General features: G+C 42.2%; 23 protein-coding genes and 4 tRNA genes. 13 read left to right on the forward strand and 14 right to left on the reverse strand.

Going from position 1 to position 23630, the window contains the following annotated elements; genetic code table 11:
• Window positions 1–170: 170 nt before the first annotated feature.
• Together Q0L00_RS18375 and Q0L00_RS18380 are read right to left on the reverse strand one after the other, a co-directional pair.
• Window positions 171–1334, reverse strand: coding sequence for a homogentisate 1,2-dioxygenase (locus tag Q0L00_RS18375; RefSeq protein WP_297338361.1), 1164 nt, complete (start codon window positions 1332–1334; stop codon window positions 171–173).
• Window positions 1335–1449: 115 nt separating this feature from the next.
• Window positions 1450–1650 (reverse strand): CsbD family protein, encoded by a 201-nt coding sequence (locus Q0L00_RS18380; protein WP_297338362.1) that lies wholly within the window; start codon window positions 1648–1650, stop codon window positions 1450–1452.
• A 127-nt stretch (window positions 1651–1777) separates the two neighbouring features.
• Between Q0L00_RS18380 and Q0L00_RS18385 the strand changes: the two genes are divergently transcribed.
• Together Q0L00_RS18385 and Q0L00_RS18390 are read left to right on the forward strand one after the other, a co-directional pair.
• Complete coding sequence (locus Q0L00_RS18385; protein ID WP_297338383.1) at window positions 1778–2533, forward strand: glycoside hydrolase family 16 protein; 756 nt, start codon at window positions 1778–1780, stop codon at window positions 2531–2533.
• A gap of 75 nt (window positions 2534–2608) precedes the next feature.
• Window positions 2609–3262 (forward strand): MCP four helix bundle domain-containing protein, encoded by a 654-nt coding sequence (locus Q0L00_RS18390; protein WP_297338363.1) that lies wholly within the window; start codon window positions 2609–2611, stop codon window positions 3260–3262.
• Window positions 3263–3304: 42 nt separating this feature from the next.
• Here the strand turns inward: Q0L00_RS18390 and Q0L00_RS18395 are convergent, their stop codons facing one another.
• From Q0L00_RS18395 to Q0L00_RS18410, 4 genes are read right to left on the reverse strand one after another with little or no spacing between them, the layout of a single operon-like run.
• Window positions 3305–3862: a gluconate 2-dehydrogenase subunit 3 family protein gene (locus Q0L00_RS18395; RefSeq protein ID WP_297338364.1), complete on the reverse strand. Its 558-nt coding sequence runs from the start codon at window positions 3860–3862 to the stop codon at window positions 3305–3307.
• 17 nt (window positions 3863–3879) lie between these two features.
• Window positions 3880–5559, reverse strand: coding sequence for a GMC family oxidoreductase (locus tag Q0L00_RS18400; RefSeq protein WP_297338365.1), 1680 nt, complete (start codon window positions 5557–5559; stop codon window positions 3880–3882).
• 21 nt (window positions 5560–5580) lie between these two features.
• Window positions 5581–6459 carry a TIM barrel protein gene (locus Q0L00_RS18405; RefSeq protein ID WP_297338366.1) on the reverse strand — a complete coding sequence of 293 codons (879 nt, stop codon included), beginning with the start codon at window positions 6457–6459 and terminating at the stop codon, window positions 5581–5583.
• Window positions 6456–7691: a nucleoside permease gene (locus Q0L00_RS18410; protein ID WP_297338367.1), complete on the reverse strand. Its 1236-nt coding sequence runs from the start codon at window positions 7689–7691 to the stop codon at window positions 6456–6458. Before Q0L00_RS18410 ends, Q0L00_RS18405 begins: the two co-directional genes overlap by 4 nt.
• 341 nt (window positions 7692–8032) lie before the next feature.
• Between Q0L00_RS18410 and Q0L00_RS18415 the strand changes: the two genes are divergently transcribed.
• The 4 genes from Q0L00_RS18415 (at window position 8033) to Q0L00_RS18430 (ending at window position 11579) form a co-directional block, all read left to right on the forward strand.
• On the forward strand, window positions 8033–9202 hold the full coding sequence (locus tag Q0L00_RS18415; RefSeq protein ID WP_297338368.1) for a Gfo/Idh/MocA family oxidoreductase: 1170 nt from the start codon (window positions 8033–8035) through the stop codon (window positions 9200–9202).
• A gap of 26 nt (window positions 9203–9228) precedes the next feature.
• On the forward strand, window positions 9229–10281 hold the full coding sequence (locus Q0L00_RS18420) for a sugar phosphate isomerase/epimerase (RefSeq protein ID WP_297338369.1): 1053 nt from the start codon (window positions 9229–9231) through the stop codon (window positions 10279–10281).
• Window positions 10282–10305: 24 nt separating this feature from the next.
• Entirely contained in the window at window positions 10306–10731 is a 426-nt protein-coding gene (locus Q0L00_RS18425) for a c-type cytochrome (RefSeq protein ID WP_297338370.1), read from the forward strand.
• 92 nt (window positions 10732–10823) lie between these two features.
• Window positions 10824–11579: a DUF1080 domain-containing protein gene (locus tag Q0L00_RS18430; RefSeq protein ID WP_297338371.1), complete on the forward strand. Its 756-nt coding sequence runs from the start codon at window positions 10824–10826 to the stop codon at window positions 11577–11579.
• Between the two features lie 33 nt (window positions 11580–11612).
• On the opposite strand, the gene Q0L00_RS18435 is transcribed toward Q0L00_RS18430, so the two are convergent.
• Window positions 11613–12254: an SH3 domain-containing protein gene (locus Q0L00_RS18435; protein ID WP_297338372.1), complete on the reverse strand. Its 642-nt coding sequence runs from the start codon at window positions 12252–12254 to the stop codon at window positions 11613–11615.
• A 212-nt stretch (window positions 12255–12466) separates the two neighbouring features.
• On the opposite strand from Q0L00_RS18435, the gene Q0L00_RS18440 reads away from it, so the two are divergent.
• From Q0L00_RS18440 to Q0L00_RS18455, 4 genes are all read left to right on the forward strand, one after another.
• Window positions 12467–12542 (forward strand) — tRNA-Lys (locus Q0L00_RS18440).
• 148 nt (window positions 12543–12690) lie between these two features.
• A tRNA-Pro gene (locus Q0L00_RS18445) sits at window positions 12691–12764 on the forward strand.
• 239 nt (window positions 12765–13003) lie between these two features.
• Window positions 13004–13077 (forward strand) — tRNA-Arg (locus Q0L00_RS18450).
• Window positions 13078–13121: 44 nt separating this feature from the next.
• Window positions 13122–13194: transfer RNA gene (locus Q0L00_RS18455), tRNA-Lys, on the forward strand.
• Between the two features lie 174 nt (window positions 13195–13368).
• On the opposite strand, the gene Q0L00_RS18460 is transcribed toward Q0L00_RS18455, so the two are convergent.
• Window positions 13369–13989 (reverse strand): LON peptidase substrate-binding domain-containing protein, encoded by a 621-nt coding sequence (locus Q0L00_RS18460; protein WP_297338373.1) that lies wholly within the window; start codon window positions 13987–13989, stop codon window positions 13369–13371.
• Window positions 13990–14088: 99 nt separating this feature from the next.
• Complete coding sequence (gene gap / locus Q0L00_RS18465; RefSeq protein ID WP_297338374.1) at window positions 14089–15093, reverse strand: type I glyceraldehyde-3-phosphate dehydrogenase; 1005 nt, start codon at window positions 15091–15093, stop codon at window positions 14089–14091.
• Between the two features lie 244 nt (window positions 15094–15337).
• On the opposite strand from gap, the gene Q0L00_RS18470 reads away from it, so the two are divergent.
• Window positions 15338–16210 carry a serine protease gene (locus Q0L00_RS18470; RefSeq protein ID WP_297338375.1) on the forward strand — a complete coding sequence of 291 codons (873 nt, stop codon included), beginning with the start codon at window positions 15338–15340 and terminating at the stop codon, window positions 16208–16210.
• Window positions 16211–16260: 50 nt separating this feature from the next.
• Here the strand turns inward: Q0L00_RS18470 and Q0L00_RS18475 are convergent, their stop codons facing one another.
• From Q0L00_RS18475 to Q0L00_RS18495, 5 genes are all read right to left on the reverse strand, one after another.
• Window positions 16261–18492, reverse strand: a complete 2232-nt coding sequence (locus tag Q0L00_RS18475) for an NADP-dependent isocitrate dehydrogenase (protein ID WP_297338376.1) — start codon at window positions 18490–18492, stop codon at window positions 16261–16263.
• A gap of 187 nt (window positions 18493–18679) precedes the next feature.
• The gene (locus tag Q0L00_RS18480) at window positions 18680–19480 is read right to left on the reverse strand and encodes an amidohydrolase (RefSeq protein WP_297338377.1); all 801 of its coding nucleotides are present in this window, start codon (window positions 19478–19480) and stop codon (window positions 18680–18682) included.
• Complete coding sequence (gene def, locus Q0L00_RS18485; protein WP_297338378.1) at window positions 19477–20031, reverse strand: peptide deformylase; 555 nt, start codon at window positions 20029–20031, stop codon at window positions 19477–19479. Before def ends, Q0L00_RS18480 begins: the two co-directional genes overlap by 4 nt.
• A complete protein-coding gene (ruvX, locus tag Q0L00_RS18490; protein ID WP_297338379.1) occupies window positions 20028–20441 on the reverse strand; it encodes a Holliday junction resolvase RuvX in 414 nt (137 codons plus the stop codon). The genes def and ruvX overlap by 4 nt, the downstream gene beginning before the upstream one ends.
• Window positions 20441–21199, reverse strand: a complete 759-nt coding sequence (locus tag Q0L00_RS18495) for a hemerythrin HHE cation-binding protein (RefSeq protein ID WP_297338380.1) — start codon at window positions 21197–21199, stop codon at window positions 20441–20443. The genes ruvX and Q0L00_RS18495 overlap by 1 nt, the downstream gene beginning before the upstream one ends.
• A gap of 163 nt (window positions 21200–21362) precedes the next feature.
• Here Q0L00_RS18495 and Q0L00_RS18500 point away from each other — a divergent pair, with 163 nt between their 5' ends.
• Entirely contained in the window at window positions 21363–23027 is a 1665-nt protein-coding gene (locus Q0L00_RS18500; RefSeq protein WP_297338381.1) for a S41 family peptidase, read from the forward strand.
• Between the two features lie 114 nt (window positions 23028–23141).
• Complete coding sequence (locus Q0L00_RS18505; protein WP_297338382.1) at window positions 23142–23576, forward strand: VOC family protein; 435 nt, start codon at window positions 23142–23144, stop codon at window positions 23574–23576.
• The last annotated feature ends 54 nt before the right edge of the window (window positions 23577–23630 follow it).

Below are 23630 nucleotides of genomic sequence, written 5' to 3' on the forward strand. Positions count from 1 at the left end.
CCCACAGTGGACTTACACCACCTAGTCGATTGCCATGCACGGCACACATCGAAAAATCCCGCCAAATTTAGCTTGGCGGGATTTTTCATTGGATTTTTTGAAATCCAGTAGATCTCTGAAAATTCTAATTTTAAAAAGAATTCAAAACTATCCGATAATCAGATGATGGATTATTCTGTCCAACTCATCGGGTAATTTTTATCCACAAATTCCAAGGCATCGGTAGTAATCTGGAGAGGCTTAAAGGTATCCAGCATCACCGCATATTCCTCTGTGGACTTTGCACCAATTGATTTTTCGACCGTACCGGGATGTGGACCATGTGGCAGTCCCCCCATGTGAATGGTAAATGAACCCCTATCAATCCCTTTTCTGCTCATAAACTCCCCTTCTGCGTAGTATAACACCTCATCTGAATCGATGTTTGAATGATTATACGGAGCAGGAATGGCTAAAGGATGATAATCAAATAGTCGAGGAACAAAGGAACAAATTACAAAGCCCCAAGCCTGAAAGGTCTGATGGACCGGTGGTGGCTGATGAATTCGTCCGGTAATGGGCTCAAAATCATAAATCGACAAGGCATAGGGGTAAAGATACCCATCCCAACCCACAATATCGAGAGGACTGTGCCCATAGAAATAGGGGTGTAACATCCCCTGTTTTTTGATCTGAACTAAATATTCCCCTTTAGCTTCCTCGATGACGATTTCATGTGGAGGGCGAATATCCCGTTCGCAATAGGGGGAGTGTTCTAAAAGCTGACCAACTTCATTTCGGTACCTTTTGACCGTTTCAATAGGCCCTTGTGATTCAATAATCAAAAGGCGAAGTGGCCCCTCTTGGTCAAACACAAATCGATAAATTGTCGTCCGGGGAATCACAATATAATCCCCCTTTCTGACCTCAAGCTTACCAAATTGCGAGTACATCACTCCAGAACCGTCATGGATATAGATCAACTCATCCCCGTCGGCATTTTTGAAATAATAATCCATTTCCCGCTTTTTGGGAGTACAAATTCCCATCATCACCTCATTGTTCTTCATTAGCATGCGACGGGCACTTAAGTAATCCTCTCCAGTTACCGCTACACCTGAGGTTTTTAAATGAGTTTGTTTCAATCCATGTCCCTCTGCCACGGTCCATTTGTATGGCTTTGGTTCACCGATTGATTTGACATTATTTGGGTTGTGAATATGATAGAGATTGGAGTAGATGCCGGAAAACCCTTTTGAACTTACGAGCTCTTCTTTGTATAAGCTTCCGTCCGGCTGTCTGAATTGAGTATGTCTTTTGGGCGGGATAGATCCCAAGCGATGATAGTATGCCATATTTATTTGGGTTTACATGGGGCAATTTACGATTATGAAATCTAGTGAAAAAGCCATTGCATAAAAAAAGGCCGATTGTATAACCAACCAGCCTTTCCTCAATTTGTTGAATCAATTAATTTGATTTCTCATTTTCTTCTTCAAAAATAAATTCTCGGAGTTTTTCAATTGATTCTCCGGTCTTTTCTTGAAGTAGACCTAGAATTTCATCTTCTTGACCTTCTTGATATTTTAAATCATCCTCTGTCAGTGATGCATACTTTTGCTTAAGTTTACCTTTGACTTGGTTCCAATTACCTTTCAGTTGTAGTGACATAAAATTTAAATTTTGGTTAAAAATACTTATACTTCATCTAACGAACGCTAGATTAAATAGTTTCAAAACTACCAATTAAATGAAAAAATCCTTTATTCTGTTAGCCCTACATTTATTGATATTCCCCATGACAATCAATGCATTATTTGCCCAAAAATTAATTTGGTCAGACGAGTTTGAAACCGAAGGGCTACCCAACTCAGACCATTGGTCTTTCGATGTCGGAGATCATGGCTGGGGAAACAACGAGCTTCAATTTTACCAAGAAGTAAAATTGGAAAATTCCCGAATTGAAGATGGAAGATTGATCATTGAAGCACATGCTGATTCTAGTTTCTCAAAAGGCTACAGCTCTGCCAGATTGGTCACCAAAGGCAAAAAAGCCTGGAAATACGCCTACATTGAGGTAAAAGCCAAACTTCCTGAAGGAAGAGGGACCTGGCCAGCGATTTGGATGCTTCCTGAGAAAAACAGCTATGGAGGCTGGCCCAAAAGTGGGGAAATAGACATCATGGAGCATGTGGGATTTGATCCATCTGTAGTTCACGGGACAGTTCATACCGAGGCTTTTAATCATTCCATTGGAACTCAAGTTGGCAAACAAGTCACTATCCCCGATTTTAATACTGCATTTCATACTTATGCAATCAATTGGACAGCGGAAAAAATTGACTTCCTTATCGACGATAAGCTCTATTTTACCTTTGAAAACTCAGGAAATACCAGCGCAGAATGGCCCTTTGATCAACCCTTTCATATTATATTGAATTTGGCAGTTGGTGGAAACTGGGGTGGGAAAAAAGGGGTAGATCCAAAAATCTGGCCTCAGCGAATGGAAATAGAGTATGTCAGGGTTTATGACAAAATGCCTACAAAAGAGTGAGATTTTAGACTTTTCTTTGCAATCTCTTTATCTTTTTATAAAATGTGTATTCTAACCCGAAAGTAACACTAACTCATGCAAAACTCCGGCCTTAAGCGACGCAAAATTCGAGCACTTTTTATCATTAGCATCTTGCTCCTTTTAATCTATGCCAAAAATCTAATTGAACGACAATCCTTTCAGAGCATCAGTGGGACTTTTACCGAAGTTTACAATGATCGTTTGGTGGTAGAAGGATATATTTTTCAAATCTCTGAACACCTATTTCAGATCCAAAAATTAGTAGATCACTGCAATCTAGACTATGATTATTCAAAAGTCGTGGATGAAATCGAAGGACATGAAAACCAAATTCTGACATTGGTTGAAGACTTCGAAGCCACCAACTTGACGACACAGGAGGACGAATATCTGAGGGATTTCAAAAAAATCATCGTCAATGACCTTACCATAAAAAGCTATGATTTGCTCTACGATGAAGAGGAAGGAGTCAATGTCGACCAGGTAAAGCTCTATGACCAAAAAATTTCACAAGCACGCGGAGATTTGGAAAACCTAAGCACCATCCAAATGCAAGAAGGAGAAAAGCTGATCAGTAAAGCCAAAAGGCTGATCAACAGATCTCAAATCTGGGCTCAATTTGAAGTAGCCTTATTGATAATTCTCATTATCGTAATGTTCTTGCTGGTTTTTAGAAAATCAGAAGATACCAAAGGAATAATTTCCTGATTGGTAAAAAAAAGCCTGCTTTGATCAAAGCAGGCTTTTCTATTAAATTGCATACGCTCTATCGCCAGGCTTGAGATCAATACAACCATCGTATCGGCCGGGTACTTCTACGTAATTCAATGCTTGAGTAGCGCCAATTTCTGAGGTAAAATATCCCAAAACTGTTAAGTCCCGAAGCATATTAATCACTTGAGGCTCTTTAGGCTCAGACGTTTTGTATTGCTCATACAAGCCATTTAAGTAGGCTAATCGATCTTCTGCCGGAGCACCGACATAATCCACTCCTTTTTTAGATTTAAAGTCTTTTCGAATCATATTTAACCCATCCACAAAAATCTTCTGCTGATCCGCATCATAGGTGTCCTTGACCATCATGACCATAAACTGCCCAATTCCGGCAGCTTTTGCACCGGGAGTATCTGTTTCAGGAATAATCGTATCTCCCAATTCATCCAGAAAGGCAATATCCTCGGGACTGAAATTCAGGCCTTCGATTTGATTTTCAGGGGCACATCCGGTCAATATCGCCGTAGCTCCGACCATCGTCCCTCCCATCATCAGCATGACGCTTTTCAACGCGTCTCTTCTATTCATCGTCATTGTCTTTTGGTTTAAAATTAGAGATTACGCTTGTTTAATTCTTCCACTGCAAATGCAGCTGCCCTAGCAGTCAAAGCCATATAGGTGAGCGAAGGGTTTTGAGCCGCAGCTGAAGTCATGCAAGCTCCGTCAGTTACAAATACATTTTTGGCATCCCAAACTTGATTGTTTCCGTTGAGAACTGAGGTTTTAGGATCTCTACCCATGCGGGCCGTTCCCATTTCATGAATTCCCTGACCAAAGGTATACCCTGAATCGTAAGTCTGAACATCCTTAAACCCTGCGACTTCCAACATTTCAGCAGCATCTGCCATCATGTCCTTTCGCATATTCTTTTCATTTTCTTTGATTTCGGCATTCATAACAAGAGCTTCCATACCCCACTTATCCTTTACCGTATCGCTGAGACGAATATGATTTTCATGGTAAGGTAGTATTTCACCAAAGGCCGTGAACCCGATACTCCAAGGTCCCGGTTGAGTCAGTGCCTCCTTCATGGGTGCACCAAAGTTCAACTCTGCCACATCTCTACTCCAACCACTGCGACTCGCTCCACCTTGATAGCCAAATCCTCGGACATAGTCTCGTTTCTCTCCATTTAAATTTCTGAACCGAGGGATATATAACCCAGTGGGTCTTCGTCCGAAATAGTACTTGTCTTCGTATCCATCGATTGTTCCTCGGGCCCCCAGCCTAAAATGGTGATCCATCACATTGTGTCCCAATTCCCCAGAGCTAGAACCCAAACCGCCAGGCCAAATATCCGTAGCTGATCGCATCAAAATCGCCGTTGAATTAAAAGCAGAGGCGCACAAGAAAATAATCTTCGCATCATACTCTATGGTTTGATTGGTTTCAGCATCGAGCACCTCGACTCCAGTAGCTTTCTGGGTATCCTTATCGTAAATCAATCGACGGACAATTGACCAAGGACGAAGGGTCAAATTTCCAGTTGCTTTAGCTGCTGGCAAAGTAGAAGCTTGCGTACTGAAATATCCCCCGAATGGACAACCTAACGAACACTTATTCCGATATTGACAACCCACTCTTCCAGGCAAAGGCTGAGTGATATTTGCCGGACGCCCAATTAACCAATGTCTAGCACCTTTGTAATGTTCTTTGATTTTTTCAGCTCCATCTTTTTCCACACAATTCATTGGCATAGGAGGCATAAATTCTCCATCCGGAAGAATATCCAAACCGTCTTTGTTTCCCGATACACCTGCGAATTTCTCAACATAAGAATACCAAGGAGCTAAATCCTTGTATCGGATAGGCCAGTCCACAGCAATTCCCTCTTTGGCATTCGCCTCAAAATCGATATCTGCCAATCGGTAGGACTGTCGTCCCCAAAGCAGGGAGCGTCCGCCGACCTGATATCCTCTAAACCAAGTAAACGGTTTTTCCTCCACATAAGGTGAATCACTCTCATGAGCCCACCAGTCCAGATTTAGTTCATTTAACACATAATCCCTTCGGAGATTAGGGTGATTTTCCAGCATTTCTATTGTCCGTCTTCCTCTGTGAGGAACTTCCCACGGCGGAAGCGTAGCGGTATCATAATCTTTGACATGCTTGACATCAGGTCCCCTCTCCAGGAGCAATACTTTCAACCCCTTTTCCGTCAGCTCTTTAGCAGCCCATCCGCCACTAATCCCTGACCCAACTACAATTGCATCATACGATTGATTTGCCATAAATATTAATTTGATTGAATTTTATACATCACATACCTGCACTGCCTGAGCAAGTGCGGCAATTTTATCTTTAGATTTAGGGATAAATTCATGAGAAACATACCCCTTGTATCCCGTCTCAACGATAGCCCGCATCACTGCCGGATAATTGATTTCCTGATTTTCATCCAACTCATTTCTACCCGGATTCCCCGCAGTATGATAATGACCAAAATATTGATGGTGGGTTTGTATACTGCGGATAATATCTCCTTCATCGATCTGCATATGATAAATATCAAAAAGCAGCTTAAAGTTTTCACTATCGATCATTTTACACAATTCCACACCCCAGGGAGAAAGATCACACATGTAATCAGGGTGATTCACTTTACTGTTTAAAAGCTCCATTTGAATGACCACTCCATGCTTTTCGGCAAGATTCATAATTTTTTTCAGACCCACTGCACAGTTTTTCATCCCTACTTCATCATCCATTCCATTTCGGTTTCCCGAAAAGCAGATTAAGTTTTTAAAGCCATATTTAGCAACCACAGGGATAATCTCTGAGTAGTTTTTGATTAGCTGCTCATGGTACTGGGGGTCATTCCAGCCACGGGGAATCCCGAGTTCTGCTCCATTGCACATGGAGCATTCGACTCCGTGCTTTTTAAGCGTGTCCCAGGTTTCAGGCCCCACAATATCAATAGCATTAAAACCTATTTTTTTGATGGCGATGCAAAGCTCATCCAAGCTCAGATCAGGCATGGTCCAGGCACAGACTCCATGATTAATATTTCCTTTTAATTTTAGCGGCTGATCTGTTTTCCAATCAAAAGAACTAAGGCTACCTAAGGCGGCACCTCCTAACAAAACTTTCTTAAAGCTTTCTCTTCTACTACTGTCAATAGGTTTGGTCATTGTCGATTATTTATGGGTTTAATTATTTCCGATTTGAAAAGGAAAGTGAAAAATAGCAAAACCAAAACTGAAATACCAGCAGGAATTAACCAAATTGACTTCCAATCATGACTTCCGTTTGCAACTAAGAAATAATTTGAAATATGGCCGGCTGCCCAAAACCCAATCAACATACCTACTCCATAGGTCGCTAAGGTGATCAGACCCTGGGCAGAGGATTTAAACTTTGCTCCCGCATGGGCATCGGTATAGATTTGTCCACTGACAAAAAAGAAATCGTAACAGACCCCATGCAAAGCAATGCCTACCAAAAGCATCCAGACCTGCTCATCGGCATCCCCAAAAGCAAAAAATACATAGCGGGCTGCCCAGGCCAGCATTGCAACAATAAGGGTCGTTTTAATTCCAAACCTAGAAAAGAAAAGCGGTAAGGCAAGCATAAATAAAACTTCAGAGACCTGGCCCAGGGTCATTTTCCCGGTTGAATTCTCGACTCCAATCTCGGTCAAAAATGGACTTGCGTTTTGATAATAAAAAGCCAAAGGAATACAGATTAAAATTGAGGAAAGAAAAAAGATAAAGAAATTTTTATGTTTTAAAAGGGACAAAGCATCCAATCCCAAAACCTCGGAAAGTTTGAATTCGGCACTCCTATCAGCTTGAGGTGGAGTATGCGGGAGCGTGAAGCTAAATAAACCCAAAATCACCGATACGACCGAAGCCATTAGCCACGTATACTTTAAAAGCCCATCTGCAAGACCAGCTTGACTATCCCAGGCCAAATAACTGATCAAAATCCCTGAAGTAATCCACCCCATAGTACCCCAAACCCGGATAATGGAAAATTCCTTAGCTGGGTCTTTCATTTGATTAAATGAAATCGAATTAACTAATGCCAAAGTGGGCATAAATAAAATCATGTAAACCAATAGAATTGGAAAAAAGGAACTGAATTCTTTGCTATGGTAAAGCCCATACATCAATACCGCGCCGATTAAATGAATCACTCCAAGAATCCGCTGAGCATGAAAATAGCGATCAGCGATCAGTCCGACGATAAAAGGCGCAATGATTGCTCCAAAAGATTGGGTGGAAAAAGCGAGAGAAATATCCTGGTCTTTTACCCCAAGGTTAGCACCCAAAAACGTCCCCATGGTCACATACCAAGAACCCCAAACGAAAAATTCCAAAAACATCATAATAGAAAGCCTTAATTGCAGGATTGATTTCATAGGAGATGGAATTACAATGAATTTATTTCGAAAGTTTAAAATTTGGTCTTTTTCCTGTATTTTAAGCAAGTCTTTTGACAATTGGAAATCGCACATTAAATAAAAGGGTAGATCTTCGAATATTTCGATTCCTCGGGGGCATTTTGTGAGATTCCAAGAGTTCAATCTGGATCAACTAGTTCACCTCTGAAATCAGGCGATCACTAATTTTGACCAAGCCATTCATAACGGGATGCGGCTACTAGTCAATTATTCACCCAAGTCAATTGAAGAAAGGAAGATTTTCTGAGACAGAATTAATTATTTCAACAAAAAAACCTGAAAAACCTAGTAACGGACCTATGTCAACAACTCAAAAATTAAAAATCGGATTGGTCGGTGGAGGACCAGGCTCATTTATTGGAGCCATCCACCTAAATGGTGCACTGATGGACAGTATGTTTGAACTGGCCGCGGGAGCTTTTTCATCCAATTCGCAAAAATCAAAACAACGGGGTGAGGAGCTCATGCTCGATCCCAATCGGGTCTATGACAACTATGACGAGATGTTTGAAAAAGAGCTGCAATTACCCGAATCTGAACGCATCGATGTGGTCGTCATCGTCACGCCAAACCATGTTCATCTTGACCCCGCCATCAAAGCGCTCAAAAAAGGATTTCATGTCGCTTTAGACAAACCACTTACCCTCAACTATGAGGAAGCAAAAGTGCTTTATCATTCCGTCAACGCTTCAGACAAACTCTTCCTCCTCACCCATACCTACTCAGGCTACCCAATGATCAAACAGGCCAAGCAAATGATTGCCGAAGGCCAACTCGGAAAAATCTGGAAAGTCTACGTCGAATACCCGCAAGGCTGGCTTTACAAGCTTTTGGAAACCGAAAACAATAAACAGGCTGAATGGCGGACAGATCCAAAGCGAAATGGCCTAGCTGGTTGTATGGGAGATATCGGAACTCATGCGTTTCATTTGGCTGAGTATGTTTCGGGACAAAAAGTCGCCAAAATTTGCGCAGACCTTCACATCAAAGTGGATGGAAGGCCAATCGATGATGATGGAGTAGTTTTACTTCGCTTCGAAAATGGGGCTTCTGGTGTGCTTATGGCTTCACAAACCGATACGGGCTGCGAAAACAACCTTAAAATCCGAGTTTATGGCGATAAAGGTGGGATTGAATGGGAGCAGGAGGACAATAATTCATTAACGGTTCGTTTTCCAAATCAACCCGCCCAAATTTACCGTGCCGGCACAGGATATTTGGGCTCCCTTGCTCAGGAAAATACGCGAACCCCTGCAGGTCACCCAGAGGGATACATTGAGGCATTCGCCAATTTATATCGAAATTTCGCACGTTGCATTTATGCACACCGGGCTGGAGAAAAACCAAAGCCAGAATGGGAAGATTTCCCCGGAGTTGAAGATGGTATTCGAGGAATGGCCTTTATCGACCATGTTTTGAAAAGTACCGGGTCTGACCAAAAATGGACTCCATTTATAGTAGAAAAATAATTACGCTTAAACCTAAATTAAACAAAATGAAATCTATCAAAGGACCAGCCATATTTTTGGCCCAATTTGCTGACGATAAAGCTCCATTTAACAACCTAAAAAACATCTGCCAATACATGGCTGAGCTTGGCTACAAAGGGGTGCAAATCCCTTCGTGGGACAGTCGGATGATCGATTTACAGAAAGCGGCCGAAAGCAAAACCTATGCGGAAGAGGTTGCAGGTATTGTAGAAGATAGCGGCATGGTCATCACCGAGCTCTCTACCCATTTACAAGGGCAGCTCGTGGCCGTACATCCAGCTTATAATGAATTGTTCGATGGCTTTGCCCCTGCAAATCTCAAAGGTGATCTCAAAGGGAAAACAGAATGGGCCACCCAACAATTAAAATATGCAGCAAAAGCATCAGCCAATTTGGGTCTGACGGCACACGCCACTTTTTCGGGAGCTTTAATGTGGCACACGGTGTATCCTTGGCCACAGCGACCTGCAGGGCTTGTCGATACCGGTTTTGGTGAATTGGCCAAAAGATGGACTCCTATCCTTGACGAGTTTGATCAGTATGGGGTAGATGTTTGCTATGAACTCCATCCTGGGGAAGATCTCCATGATGGCATTACATTTGAAATGTTTCTAGATAAAGTAAATCATCATAAGCGGGCTAATATTCTTTACGATCCCAGCCACTTTGTGCTTCAATGCCTTGACTACTTACAATTCATTGATTTTTACCATGAACGAATCAAAATGTTTCATGTAAAAGACGCTGAATTCAATCCAACCGGAAAGCAAGGAGTTTACGGTGGATTTCAAGGCTGGGTAGAGCGCGCCGGAAGATTTAGATCTTTAGGGGATGGGCAAGTTGATTTTGGTGGAATTTTTAGCAAACTTTCGCAATACAATTTCGACGGATGGGCTGTCCTGGAATGGGAATGTGCCATCAAGCATCCAGAGCAGGGCGCCGCAGAAGGCGCGCCATTTATTGATGCTCATATTATCCGTGTGACCGAAAAAGCTTTTGATGACTTTGCCGGAACTGGAGCAGATGAAGACTTCAACAAAAAAATATTAGGAATCTAAATACCTTTAATAAATACGTAAACAATGAAAATTACAAAACCTTTAAACCTGGGTTTAGCAGCATTGGCTGGGATAGCTTTTGCTTGCGGAGGCGGAGGCGAACAGTCATCCGAAACTAGCCAAACAGTGGCGACGACTCCTGAGCCAGCTCAAGAAATGAGCTTAGAAGAAAAGTATCAAGATGACCCGATTTACATCAAAGGACTTGAAAAAATCAAAGCTTCAGACTGTCAATCCTGCCACATGGTGGAGCGCAAAATCGTAGGCCCCTCTTATGCTGAGGTTGCTGCCAAATACGAAACTACGGAAGAAAATGTAACCATGCTTGCTCAAAAGGTCATCAATGGTGGAGTTGGGAATTGGGGCGAAGTACCCATGCCAGCCCATCCTGGTTTGAGCGAGGAAGACGCTAAAGACATGGTTCGATACGTACTTTTATTGAAAGAGTAGGATGATGAAATCGAGCATGATGTACCCCTCACACACGGGGATGATTTCAATTGCGAGATTCCATATGACCGCTAAAAAACAATTATAAACAGATGAAAAAAAATTATTGGCTTGCTTCTACCTTAGCAGCATCACTTCTGATCAGTTGCTCTGGAGAAAAAACCGCTGAAAATACCGCTGAAACCTCAACGGTCACTACCGAGGAGGCAGTATCCGAAGAATCTGAATGGATTTCGCTATTTGATGGGCAGTCATTTGATGGCTGGCATAAGTATGGCGGAGGCGAAGTCGGAAAAGCCTGGAAAATCGAAAATGGAGAAATTTACCTCGACGCAGCTAATAAAGACGGCTGGCAAACTGGTGACGGAGGAGATATCGTAACCGATGAGGAATTTGAAAACTTCCATCTGAAGTATGAATGGAAAATTGCTCCCAACGGAAATAGCGGAGTCATCTTCTTGGTCCATGAATCAGAGGAATACGATTATCCTTGGCAAACCGGCCCAGAAATGCAAGTTCTGGATAATGAAGGTCATCCAGATGCTAAAATCATCAGCCATAGAGCAGGTGACCTCTATGACTTAATCGTCAGTAGCGAAGAGACTGTCAAGCCTGCAGGAGAATGGAATATGGCTGAAATCATCGTGGATAATGCCAAGCTAACACTTAGGTTAAATGATGTCACGATCGTAGAAACTACGCTTTGGACACCCGAGTGGGAAGCCCTGATCGCAGACAGCAAGTTTAAAGACATGCCTGGCTTTGGAAAGTATAAAAAGGGAAAAATCGCCCTTCAGGACCATGGAGATTTGGTCCACTTTCGAAATATTGAGTTGAAAAAACTGTAATCAAAAAGTCTCCCCTTTGGGAGACTTTTTCTTTTATAGTCTGGTAATATGTTCTTTTTTAACAAAAGCCACAGAATTTTTCCATTCTACCTCATACCAAATATCCTTGGAGGCTTTAATTTTAACGCGATGTCCAGGCTCAATACGATCGATGATTGAACCTCCTGCTGTGGGTTTGGACACCACATAAGTCGGACTAGTTGTAATGAGTCCAGTACGTGGTCCCCTAAGAAAATTGTTGGATACAAAAAGCAAAAGCAACAGGATGACACTTGGCCAATAGGAAACCTTCCCCTCTGGATTTCTTCCCATCCACCATATCGAAAGTAAGGATACGATCAGCAGGATCGCCAAACAACCTACTAGGTATTCCTTGTAATCTACCAAAAAGAGTAAAAACCGCCCCGAATCGGATACCTCAAATCCATACAAGGTATTTTGTCCTGTCAGATCTTTAATTTTTGAAATAATCTGATTGGTCGGCTCCAAATCATAATATTTGCTTAGGTACAGAGTAGCCTGTTCTTTATCCCCCATTCCCTCAGCAATAAAGGCCATTTTAAGCAACATAGCGGGAGAATAAAGCCCAGATTCATAATTCTGAACGTAGAGATTCATCGCTTCTTGGTAGTTTTGCTGATCAAATAGGGAGTCTGCTTGACTCACGTCTTTCACACCTCCTTGACTTTGAACACTTTGTGTAAAAAGGAGAAAAAATATTGAAAGTTTTACGAGAAAGATTGAATTCGGGTTTGGCATTTATAAATGAGAGTCATAAATTTGCAGTCCAATTACGGCAATGATCTAACAAAAAGCAAGGTTAGGGAGCTGATTTGAATGTAAAAAAAAAGGGTATTTGACGTTAAAAAAAGTCAATACAAATCAATGATTCCGTAGCTCAGCTGGTAGAGCATAACACTTTTAATGTTAGGGTCCTGGGTTCGAGCCCCAGCGGGATCACCACTAAATTCAAGTAGGAAGAAGAAGTTCATCCTATTCGTAAGGATAGAAATTAACTTGCAAGGAGTTAAAATCTTATTTGGGCTAAATAAAGGCCCGTTTTGATAGTTCACCAGGCAAACGGCCTTTTGGATTTAAAAACTCTTAGTTTCGGGGTGTAGCGTAGCCCGGTATCGCGCCACATTTGGGATGTGGAGGTCGTAGGTTCGAATCCTGCCACCCCGACTTTATAGAACGTAGCGTAAAACCAAACCATCTTTAGGGGTTTGGTTGTAAGCAACAAATTTCGTGTATTTACCTTGTCAGTATAAGACATTAAAACCTCGTAAGGGACTTGCGAGTACACGTGTGGAGCAACAGTGAGACTTCTAACTCTTCGGAGCAGTAAGCAAGTTGCAGTGAAGCACGAAGCACATTTGTCTTTAGCAAATGAGTAGTTCACTATAACTAGAAGTAGTTATCCAGGTCCTGTAGCTCAACTGGATAGAGCAACTGCCTTCTAAGCAGTAGGTTTCAGGTTCGAGTCCTGACAGGATCACATACATGTAAGTACAGGCGGAATAAAATTCCGCTTTTTTCTTTGATTCCGTAGCTCAGCTGGTAGAGCATAACACTTTTAATGTTAGGGTCCTGGGTTCGAGCCCCAGCGGGATCACAATAAAAAGCAGGTTTTTAACCTGCTTTTTTGTTTTATTCCCCTTCTGGACTGAGAAGATTATCCCAATGAGCAGAGACACCTTATAACCCAGGTGGGATTCCAATGAAATGTCCTAATTTCATCCGATTTTTTGGTTCTTGTCAACTTAAGCAAAGTCCTTCCCTGAAAAAATCAAAAATTCAAGGGATCCAGATGTTTAAAATGTCCATTCTGTTTGATTTTTTCCTTGGCTTCTTCTGCTGCTTTAAGGGCAGGAATCATCCGCTTAAAATATTGGGTTAAAAAAGCAACTCGCTCAGCCTCCGATTCTAGTTTAATCAATTCTAACTCTTCTTCGATACTGAGCCCTATTTTGTGAGAAAAAGAATAAGAGTTCACTTCTTCTGTAGAAATTTCTTGAGGATAGTTGAGCAGATAGAGGATCTCTTTGAGGTAAAAAACATATTCATGTTTTAAGGAAGGGGTAACACCTTCCCGATTGCTTAGAAAACTTACTCTACCTCCTGCGTACAGCTTCCCGGGCATGGGGTTTTCAAATGACTCCAGCTTAAAGATTCGTTTCCCTAGAGTCCGAATATCCAACCTCCCGTCGAAATATCGCTTGTGGACTCCAATAAGCTCCATTTCTGTCCCGAATCCAGTCAGCTGGTCTAAAAAAGTACAGATACCAAAACTCCCTCCTTTGGATTCAATATCTGAAATCAATTGGCGATAGCGAGCTTCAAAAATATGCAGGTTGAGTTCCTCTCCAGGAAAAGCCACTAATTTCAACGGGAAAAAAGGAAGATACATGGGAATTGGTTTTAGAAATAAAACTCCCAGAATTGAATTTGGTTTCCCCGATTTCTAAGACAAAAAAATTGCCCCGAAATCTTCCGGGGCAATTCTTAATTATTTGTTTGCGATATAGGCGAGCAAATCAACCACTTTATTGGAGTAACCCCACTCGTTATCATACCAAGAAACAACCTTTACAAAGGTATCAGAAAGCTGAATTCCAGCTCCTGCATCAAAAATCGAAGTTCTTGGATCACCAATAAAATCATTGGAAACTACCGCATCTTCGGTATATCCTAAAATCCCCTTCATGCTGGTTTCTGAAACTTCTTTCATCTTTGCACAGATGGCTTCATAGCTTGCTGGGTTTTTCAAGCGCACGGTAAGGTCCACCACAGACACATCTGGAGTAGGAACTCTGAATGCCATACCGGTCAATTTACCATTCAACTCAGGAATCACTTTTCCTACTGCCTTAGCTGCTCCGGTAGAAGATGGGATAATATTTTGACCTGCTCCACGCCCCCCTCTCCAGTCCTTAGCTGATGGGCCATCCACTGTCTTTTGAGTTGCGGTGGTCGCATGAACTGTAGTCATCAACCCTTCTTCTATACCCCAGTTGTCATGAAGCACCTTAGCTATCGGAGCCAGACAGTTGGTGGTACAGGAGGCATTGGATACAAAAACCATATCCTCGGTATACGTATCTTCATTTACCCCCATGACAAACATAGGAGTATCATCTTTGGATGGGGCAGACATGATTACTTTTTTAGCACCAGCGTCGATATGACCTTGGGCAGTTTCCTTAGTCAAGAAAATACCGGTTGACTCAATCACGAAATCAGCTCCGATATCTCCCCACTTGAGGTTGGCCGGACTTTTCTCGGAAGTTACCCGAATCGTATCACCATTCACAATCAATTGGCCGTCTTTAACCTCAACGGTACCTTTAAACTGACCATGGGTAGAATCATATTTTAGCATGTAAGCCATGTAATCTACATCAATCAGGTCATTGATACCGACTACCTGAATATCGTCGCGCTCTTGCGCTACTCTGAAAGCCAATCGGCCTATTCTCCCGAATCCGTTGATTCCAACTTTGATTTTGCTCATAATTATTTTGATTATTGTATAGGTTTGGATCTAAAAACTCCCCAGACTTTGCTTCTTTCAGCAAAAAATCGCTTTGGGAATCCTAAGTTATCACAATTTTTTGGCTACCCCAAACCAGAAAAATCCTATCCTGGCGATTTGTGGAATTCAATCGATTTCGAAAAATCAAAAGTTCAAATTAGTTTCTTTTCCATAGGCTTCAACTGAAAATCAATATCTTCAAGGATTAAAATTCGATTTACCCATGTTTGTAGAAGCCATTAAAGAAGTAGCCAATTACACTCGGGCTATTCATTCCATTTCCAGAAACTTTGGCAATCCGAAAATCCAACGGGGATCTGCTAGTTTATTTTTTGTAAATGAAGAAGGCTGGGCTCTAACCTGCAAGCATGTAGCTCAGTGGCTGAGTCAAGCCGATCAGATCAATAAACGGTTTTCCAAATTTATGGAAGAAAGCAAAGGCCTGACAGGTACTCAACAAAACAAATTTGCCAAAAAATTGGGTCTAACCGCAGATCAACTTTTTGAAATGCGGATCACCTTTGTGGACTGCGTAGATCAGATTAAAAATTTGAAGTTTATCCTCCACCCAGAATATGATCTGGCACTTTTGAAATTTGAAGGTTTTCACAAACCACTCTATAGTCAAGCCCCACGATTTTTAGCGGAAGAATCATCCATTCAATCCGGAGAAATGCTTTGTCGTCTTGGATTTCCCTTTCCGGAATTCACAAATTTTCAATTGGATCCCACCAGCCACACCCTCCAATGGACCAAAGAAGGCGTTGCCAGATCACCAAGATTCCCCATTGAGGGTATGGTTACTCGGTTTTTGGGAAACAAGAAAGGAGAAATCTATGGGATAGAGCTGAGTACTCCGGGACTCAGAGGACAAAGTGGGGGACCTCTATTTGACTCAAGCGGAAGGATATTCGGCATGCAAAGCCGCACTAAACATCTGCACCTAGGCTTTGATATTGAGGAAAAGGAAGTGATCGCTCATGGGAAAACCAAAAAAATAAACGATTACGCCTTCATTCATTTGGGCGAATGTATTCACGTCAAAGTAATCAAGGACTTTTTGCGTCAACATCAAGTTAACTTTGCGGAAGGTTGATCAACTATTGATTAAAACAAAAAAACCGGGCATTACACCCGGCTTTTCCATTACTTCAACTGATTAATAATCTCATTAAAGGTCATACTCGGCCGCATCGCCTGAGAAACTAGCGTCCCATTTGGACGATAATACCCTCCGATACGGACAGGTGATCCTTGTGCGGCATTCAATTCCTCTTCGATCTGGTTGGCTTTTTCGGACAAATCTTGAGCTATCGGCCCAAACTTGGCTTTAAGCTCGGCATCTTTATTTTGCAGTGCCAAAGCTTCAGCCCAATACAGCGCGAGGTAAAAATGGCTTCCACGATTATCCAATTTTCCTACGACACGTGCAGGAGACTTGTCATTTTCAAGCCATTTTCCAGTTGCCTGATCCAAGGTTTTGGCAAGCAAAAGCGCCTTTTCATTGCCGAATGTTTGTCCCAAATGTTCCAGAGAAACGGCTAAGGCTAGAAACTCTCCGAGTGAGTCCCATCGCAGGTGGCCCTCATTGATAAACTGTTCCACATGCTTGGGGGCAGACCCTCCGGCTCCAGTTTCAAATAATCCACCTCCATTCATCAAGGGCACAATAGAAAGCATCTTTGCGCTGGTTCCCAATTCCAAAATTGGAAAAAGATCCGTCAAATAATCCCGCAGAACATTACCCGTCACCGAAATGGTATCCATTCCTTCCTTGATTCGAGCCAGGGAAAAATTCGTAGCCTCGACCGGTGACATGATGTGAATCTCCAAACCGGTGGAATCGTGCTGAGGCAAGTAGCGATTGACCTTTTTGATCAACTCGGCATCGTGAGCTCGCTGGGGATCCAACCAGAAGACAGCAGGGGTATTAGATAGTCTCGCCCGGGTCACGGCCAATTTGACCCAATCTTGAATTGGTGCATCTTTGGTTTGGCACATTCTCCAAATATCACCCTGCTCCACTTGGTGACTCATGAGCACATTCCCCTCCACTGTGACCACGCTTACAGTACCGGTAAATGGGATTTCAAAGGTTTTATCATGTGAGCCGTATTCTTCGGCCTTTTGCGCCATCAAACCGACATTGGGAACTGACCCCATCGTCGATGGATCAAAAGCTCCGTGTCTTCGACAAAAATCAATCGTCGCTTGATAAACCCCTGCATAACTTCGGTCCGGAATCACCGCTTTGGTGTCTTGCAGTTGCCCGGCTTTGTTCCACATTTGACCTGAACTTCTGATCATTGCAGGCATCGACGCATCAATAATGACATCGCTAGGAACGTGTAAATTGGTGATTCCTCTATCCGAATTTACCATGGCTAGATCTGGGCTATCGGCATAGCAGGCTTCCAAATCCAAGAGAATTTCTGCTTTTTTTGCTTCAGGAAGTTTTTCGATACTTGCCAATAAATCCCCCAACCCATTATTTACATCCACTCCTGCTTCCTCCAAAGTTGTAGCGTGTTTTTCAAATACAGGTTCAAAAAAAGCTTTGACGGCATGTCCAAAAATAATGGGATCAGAAACTTTCATCATGGTCGCCTTCATATGAAGGGAAAACAAGATTCCTTTTTCTTTCGCATCCGCTTTCGCTTTTTTCAAAAAGGCCTTCAAGCTTTTGATATTCATGAATGAGGCATCGATAACCTCTCCCTCTTGAAGTTCTAGGCCAGTTTTAAGGATTTCTTTTCTGCCATTCTCACCCAAAAGCTCGATGGATACGACAGTAGAATCACTTAGGGTAACCGATTGCTCACTTCCATAAAAATCTCCCTCCGACATACTTTCCACGTGCGATTTGGATTCAGGAGACCATTTTCCCATCGAATGCGGATGCTTTTTGGCGTAGGCCTTCACCGCTTGAGGAGCTCTTCGATCTGAATTCCCTTCTCTCAATACCGGATTTACAGCCGAACCTTTGATTTTGTCGTATTTCGTTTTGATGATTTTTTCCTCCTGGTTTTTGGGCTCATCAGGATAGTTTGGCAAAGGATAGCCCTGCTCTTGTAATTCTCTGATGGCTGCCTTTAATTGAGGAATGGAAGCCGAAATATTGGGCAATTTAATAATGTTTGCCTCAGGTGTTTTTGCGATCCCTCCCAACTCTGCCAAAGCGTCACCAATTTGCTGATCAGGTGTAAGGAACTCTGGAAAATTGGCAATGATTCTTCCAGCTAGCGAAATGTCCCGAGTTTCAACTTGAATCCCCGCTGACTTGGTAAACGCCTCAACGATAGGCAGCAAGGAATACGTGGCCAAAGCTGGCGCTTCATCGGTCAAGGTGTAAAGGATTTTTGGAGTTTGGTTACTCATGGTTTTTAATTGCGTTCGATGATAGGAATAGCGAATCTTAAAACTTCATCAATTCCTTAGAAATCCAGCTAAGTGGGCTGTTTTCTGAAAGAAAAAAGTCTCAAGGACTCGGAAAATCAGTGGGCTAAAATACGTAAAATATCCTTGTTTCAAATCCCATTAATGGAATTCGGGATATCGGGTAAGGCTATAAATCAATCGAGAATTGATCAGAATCCATCCAGGCGGGAAACTTTTGGCGGTAATCTAAAAGCGCCTCGCCATCCAAGGAAATTACCTTCGTTATTTCCTGCTCACCTAAGTTTAAAAGTCGGTTGCCCTTAAAATCATAAACTCCAGAGTGTCCACAATACCGCACCTCATTCCCATCCACTCCCACTCTATTCACTCCAATGCAATAGGCTAAATTTTCAATTGCACGTGCAGGTAAAAGTGCATCCCAAGCACTGACCCTTGCTGCAGGCCAGGAGGCTACATAAAAAACCAAATCATAAGCCATTTGACCATCAACATGGGAATTTCTTGACCAAACTGGAAAACGCAAATCATAACAAACCTGTGGTAAAATCCGCCAACCTTTAAGCTCAAAAACGGGGAGCCTGGTTCCAGGGCCAAAATGTTCATCCTCTTGTGCCATTCTAAAAAGATGACGCTTGTCGTAAAATTCAATTTTACCCCTGGGTTCCACCCAGAGCAAACGGTTAAAAAATTGTTGATTTTCTTTGATGATCGCACTTCCTGTAATTACTGCCCCAGTTTGAGCGGCTTGCTGCTGCATCCACTTGCAAACAGTAAGGTTCATAGGCTCAGCCAATTCCTCTACGTCCATGCTAAATCCGGTAGGAAACATTTCCGGAAGAACAATTAAATCTACTTTTTGTCCGATCTCCCAAATTTTCTCTTCAAACATCGAGAAATTGGCGGTTTTTTCTTTCCAGAATAAATCCGCTTGGATCAGGGCGATTTTCAATTGGGAGGATCGGCTCATTTGAGCGGATAAATCATGCGGTAATCGGTGTGAACTTTACCTTTACTCACCTCGATGAGCTTAGATTGCACCAGTCGCTTCTTAAGGCCCTTGAGGTAATCCACAAAAAGGATTCCCTCTAGGTGATCGTATTCGTGTTGAATCACCCGGGCCGTCATCCCCGAAAACTCCTCTTCCTTGAGATTCCAGTTTTCATCATAATACTCGATGGTCAATTTTTCTGGGCGAATAATCTCGGCTCTGACATCGGGAATACTGAGACAGCCCTCCTCAAAACCATAATCATCCCCATATTCATCCAAGATAATTGGGTTGATAAATGCACGACGAACTCCTTTTTCTTCGTCCTGTTCATCCAGCATCAAATTGCTGTCAATGACAAAAAGACGAACAGCTTGATTGATTTGAGGAGCTGCCAATCCCACCCCACTCGCATGATCCATTGTAGCAAACATGTCTTGAATTAAGGTTTTCAAATCTGCACCTTCATGGATCTCGGCGGCTTCTTTTTTCAGTATAGGATTGCCATAAGCAACAATTGGATATATCATTTTTTCTCTAAATAGGATTGTAGGATAATAGCTGCGCTGACCTTATCCAAGTTTCCGGACTTTTCTTTTCTGTCCTTTTTTTTACTTCCCATGGCAATCATGGACTGCATGGCCATTTTTGAAGTAAAGCGCTCATCAACAAGTTCAATTTTTTGATCAGGAAATAGTTTCTCAAGCTTCCCTTTGAGGTCGATTACTCGTGGTGTCATTTCATTTGCACTACCATCCAATCGTGTAGGCATTCCCAAGACAATGGTTTCCACTTCTTCTCTGCTTAGGTAAGTTTTCAAAAAATCAAACAGTGTAGCTGTTTCGATAGTTTCCAGAGGATTTGCAAGAATTTTAAGTGGATCGGTTACAGCAATGCCCGTCCGTTTAGTCCCTAAATCTATAGCGATTATCCGACCCATCAATTAATTCTGATTTTATTTTTGATTTTACGGATTGCCTCGCGCTCCAGCTCTACAGCTTTGGGAAATAAAAGTTCATCCTCGATCTGTGCATGAATGATCAGTTCGCTTTCAAAATTTTGTAATTCATGATACAGGACCTTCATGGTAAGCGGAGCATCAGCATTGAGGGAATAATTAGAAGTCAGTTTTCGAATGCCCTCCATTTCGTCATCGTGGATTTCATGAGCATCCGCAATTTTATCAACGGGGTCCTTTTCCAAAATCTTCAGCGCATCATAAAGTGCGAAATTACCCTCCTCAATATCTTGGAGTAATTCAATTCGTTTGAAAAGCCGACTTTCTTCCTCATGGATATGATGGATAAAATCCTGGACAAAGAGCGGGAACATGATCCTTAGATCAGCCATCAACACGCTAAAATCAGGATCTGGATGTATTCCCGAAATCATGTTTGACAGGAATGGAAGCTCTTGCCGTACAAAATAATAGTGTTTCTTTTTCAGGTAAGCGACCAAAACCTCTATTGGGTTAAGGTAAAGCTCTTCAGGGGTAGGCTCTTTGCGTGAGGCCCATGACTCCAGTTCTGCTATGAGTTGACTCGGATTAACTTTATGTTTTTTGCAAACCTGCTCAAGGGATTGAGTGGGATACTGATAAAAACTGATCCCAAAATAATGTAAGACAGAGGCGAACACGTAATTTTCAGAGACTAAATCTCCCACCAACGTCTTATTTACCTTTTCCCCAGATTGCATTTGACAAAAATAAATTATTTTAACAGAAAGTAGGGGATTAAATTTGACCTTTATACGTTCTCTTCGTATAAACTTTTGCAAACTTTATCAAAAGCTACTTTTAAACACTAGTAAAAAGCAGTAGTTTACCTAATTGAAAATAACCAACAGAAAGAGTAGAAACGTGAGCCAGACAAAAAATTCAAAATCCCAAATCCGCCTTCCCATCATCCTAGCCCTTGCGATATCGGCGGGAATATGGATAGGGGCTACTTTTGCGGAACCCAAAAGCAATCAAAATGACCTGAGAGCAGCTCTTTATAAGCTTCAGGAGATCATGACATATATCAACAGAGATTATGTGGACAGCGTAAACACCAATGAACTTGTTGAATATGGTATAAACAAAATGCTGGAAAACCTAGACCCACACTCCAGCTATATTCCAGCCAAAGACGCCTCTCTTGCTCAGTCCCAGCTAGATGGGGAATTTGACGGAATCGGAGTGGAATTTGGAATCATTCGCGACACCATTTATGTTGTCGCTCCCCTGACAGGCGGGCCTTCTGAAGCTCTTGGGATCAAATCTGGAGATCAAATCATCAAAGTAGATGGAGAAACCGTGGCAGGTACCGGTATTACCAATAGGGATGTTTTTGAGCTGCTACGCGGTCCCAAGGGAAGCCAAGTTGTCGTCGATATTAAGCGTAAAAATGAAAGTGAGCTAATCACCTATGAGATTACCCGAGACAAAATTCCTCAATACAGCATCAATGCTTCCTATATGGTCAATAACGAAATCGGCTATGTAAAAATTACCCGATTTGCAGCGACCACCTATGACGAATTCAAAGAGGCCGTGTCTGATTTAAAAAGTCAAGGAATGAAAAAACTCATCATTGACTTGCAAGGAAATCCTGGAGGATATATGGGAGCGGCGATCAACATTGCTGATGAAATTTTGTCAGATCGATCACTGATCGTTTCTCAGGAAGGCAAAGTTGAACAATACAGCCAAAAAGCATATGCTTTCAGACCCGGAATGTTTGAGGAGGGTTCAGTCATTGTATTGGTAAATGAAGGCTCAGCCTCTGCTTCGGAAATTTTGGCTGGCGCAATACAAGATAACGATCGTGGTCTCATCGTGGGAAGACGATCTTTTGGAAAAGGATTGGTACAAATGCCAATTGATCTGTCTGACGGTGCCGAACTCAGATTAACCATTGCTCGCTATTTCACTCCTTCTGGCCGATCCATCCAAAAGCCATACGGACCAGATCACGAAGCTTACGAGCAAGATTGGATTTCAAGATTGGAGCAAGGAGAGTTTTTCTCAGCAGACAGCATCAAATTTAATGATAGTTTGAAATATGAAACCAAAAAAGGTAGAATTGTCTATGGAGGCGGAGGAATCATGCCGGATTTCTTTGTGCCTTTGGACACTACCTACTCTTCAGCCTATGTAAGTCGATTGTTTAATTCTGACTCTTCCAGAGAGTTCATTCTTGAATATACCAACCAAAACAAAGAGCAATTCTCAGAAATGAGCGTAGAGGAGTATTATAAAGAATTTGAAGTGAACGACGCCATGCTTCAGGCATTGATTAAGGTGGGTGAGAAAAACAAAGTCGCCTATGATGCGGAAGATTATTCCAAGTCTAAAGACTATTTGAAAACTCTTGTCAAAGCACACTTGGGACGTCAGCTTTACGATGATGATGCCTTCTACCTGGTTATCAACGATATCAACGAAGTATATCAGCAAGCCATTCGCCTTTTTGATGAAGCGGATCGAATTGCCATGGCATCTGACCTGAGTAATGAGGAAAAACCTGAAGAGGAAGAGTAACCCTCCTCCTAAGAAAATTTTAAAAAGCGGTCTGTGACCGCTTTTTTTATGCACTGCTTATGAGGTCTTCTTGAAAAAACCTACCTTCAAAATCCAATTCAAACCCAAAACCTTATGAAAATCCTAGTATTCCTTATCAGTTTTATCCTTATGTCCTCCTCCATTCACGCCCAAATTAAAACCAACCATATTGCCGTTCATGTTTCCAATTTGGATAAAAGCAGTCAGTTTTATGAGGAAATTTTGGACTTGCAGGAAATCGACGAACCCTTCAAAGACGGACTCCATGCCTGGTATAACATTGGAGGAGGTTCTGCCCTTCATTTGATTGAGGCTCCTGACGTACCAGGGGAGATTTCAAAAACCAACCACCTCTGTTTTTCGATGCAAAACATGGACGATTTTATTTCCAGATTAGAAACCACCGGCTATCCTTTTGAAGATTGGCCGGGAGAAAAAGGAAAGATCACCACTCGCCCCGATGGAGTTCGACAAATTTACATTCAGGATCCAGATGGCTATTGGCTTGAGATCAACGATGATTTTTGAATCGAGTAGGAAGGTAGGGATTATTTCCCTACCTGTCCTCTCACACCACCGTAC

The sequence above is a fragment of the Algoriphagus sp. genome, assembly GCF_024305035.1.
In the GTDB taxonomy this organism is placed as follows: Bacteria; Bacteroidota; Bacteroidia; order Cytophagales; family Cyclobacteriaceae; genus Algoriphagus.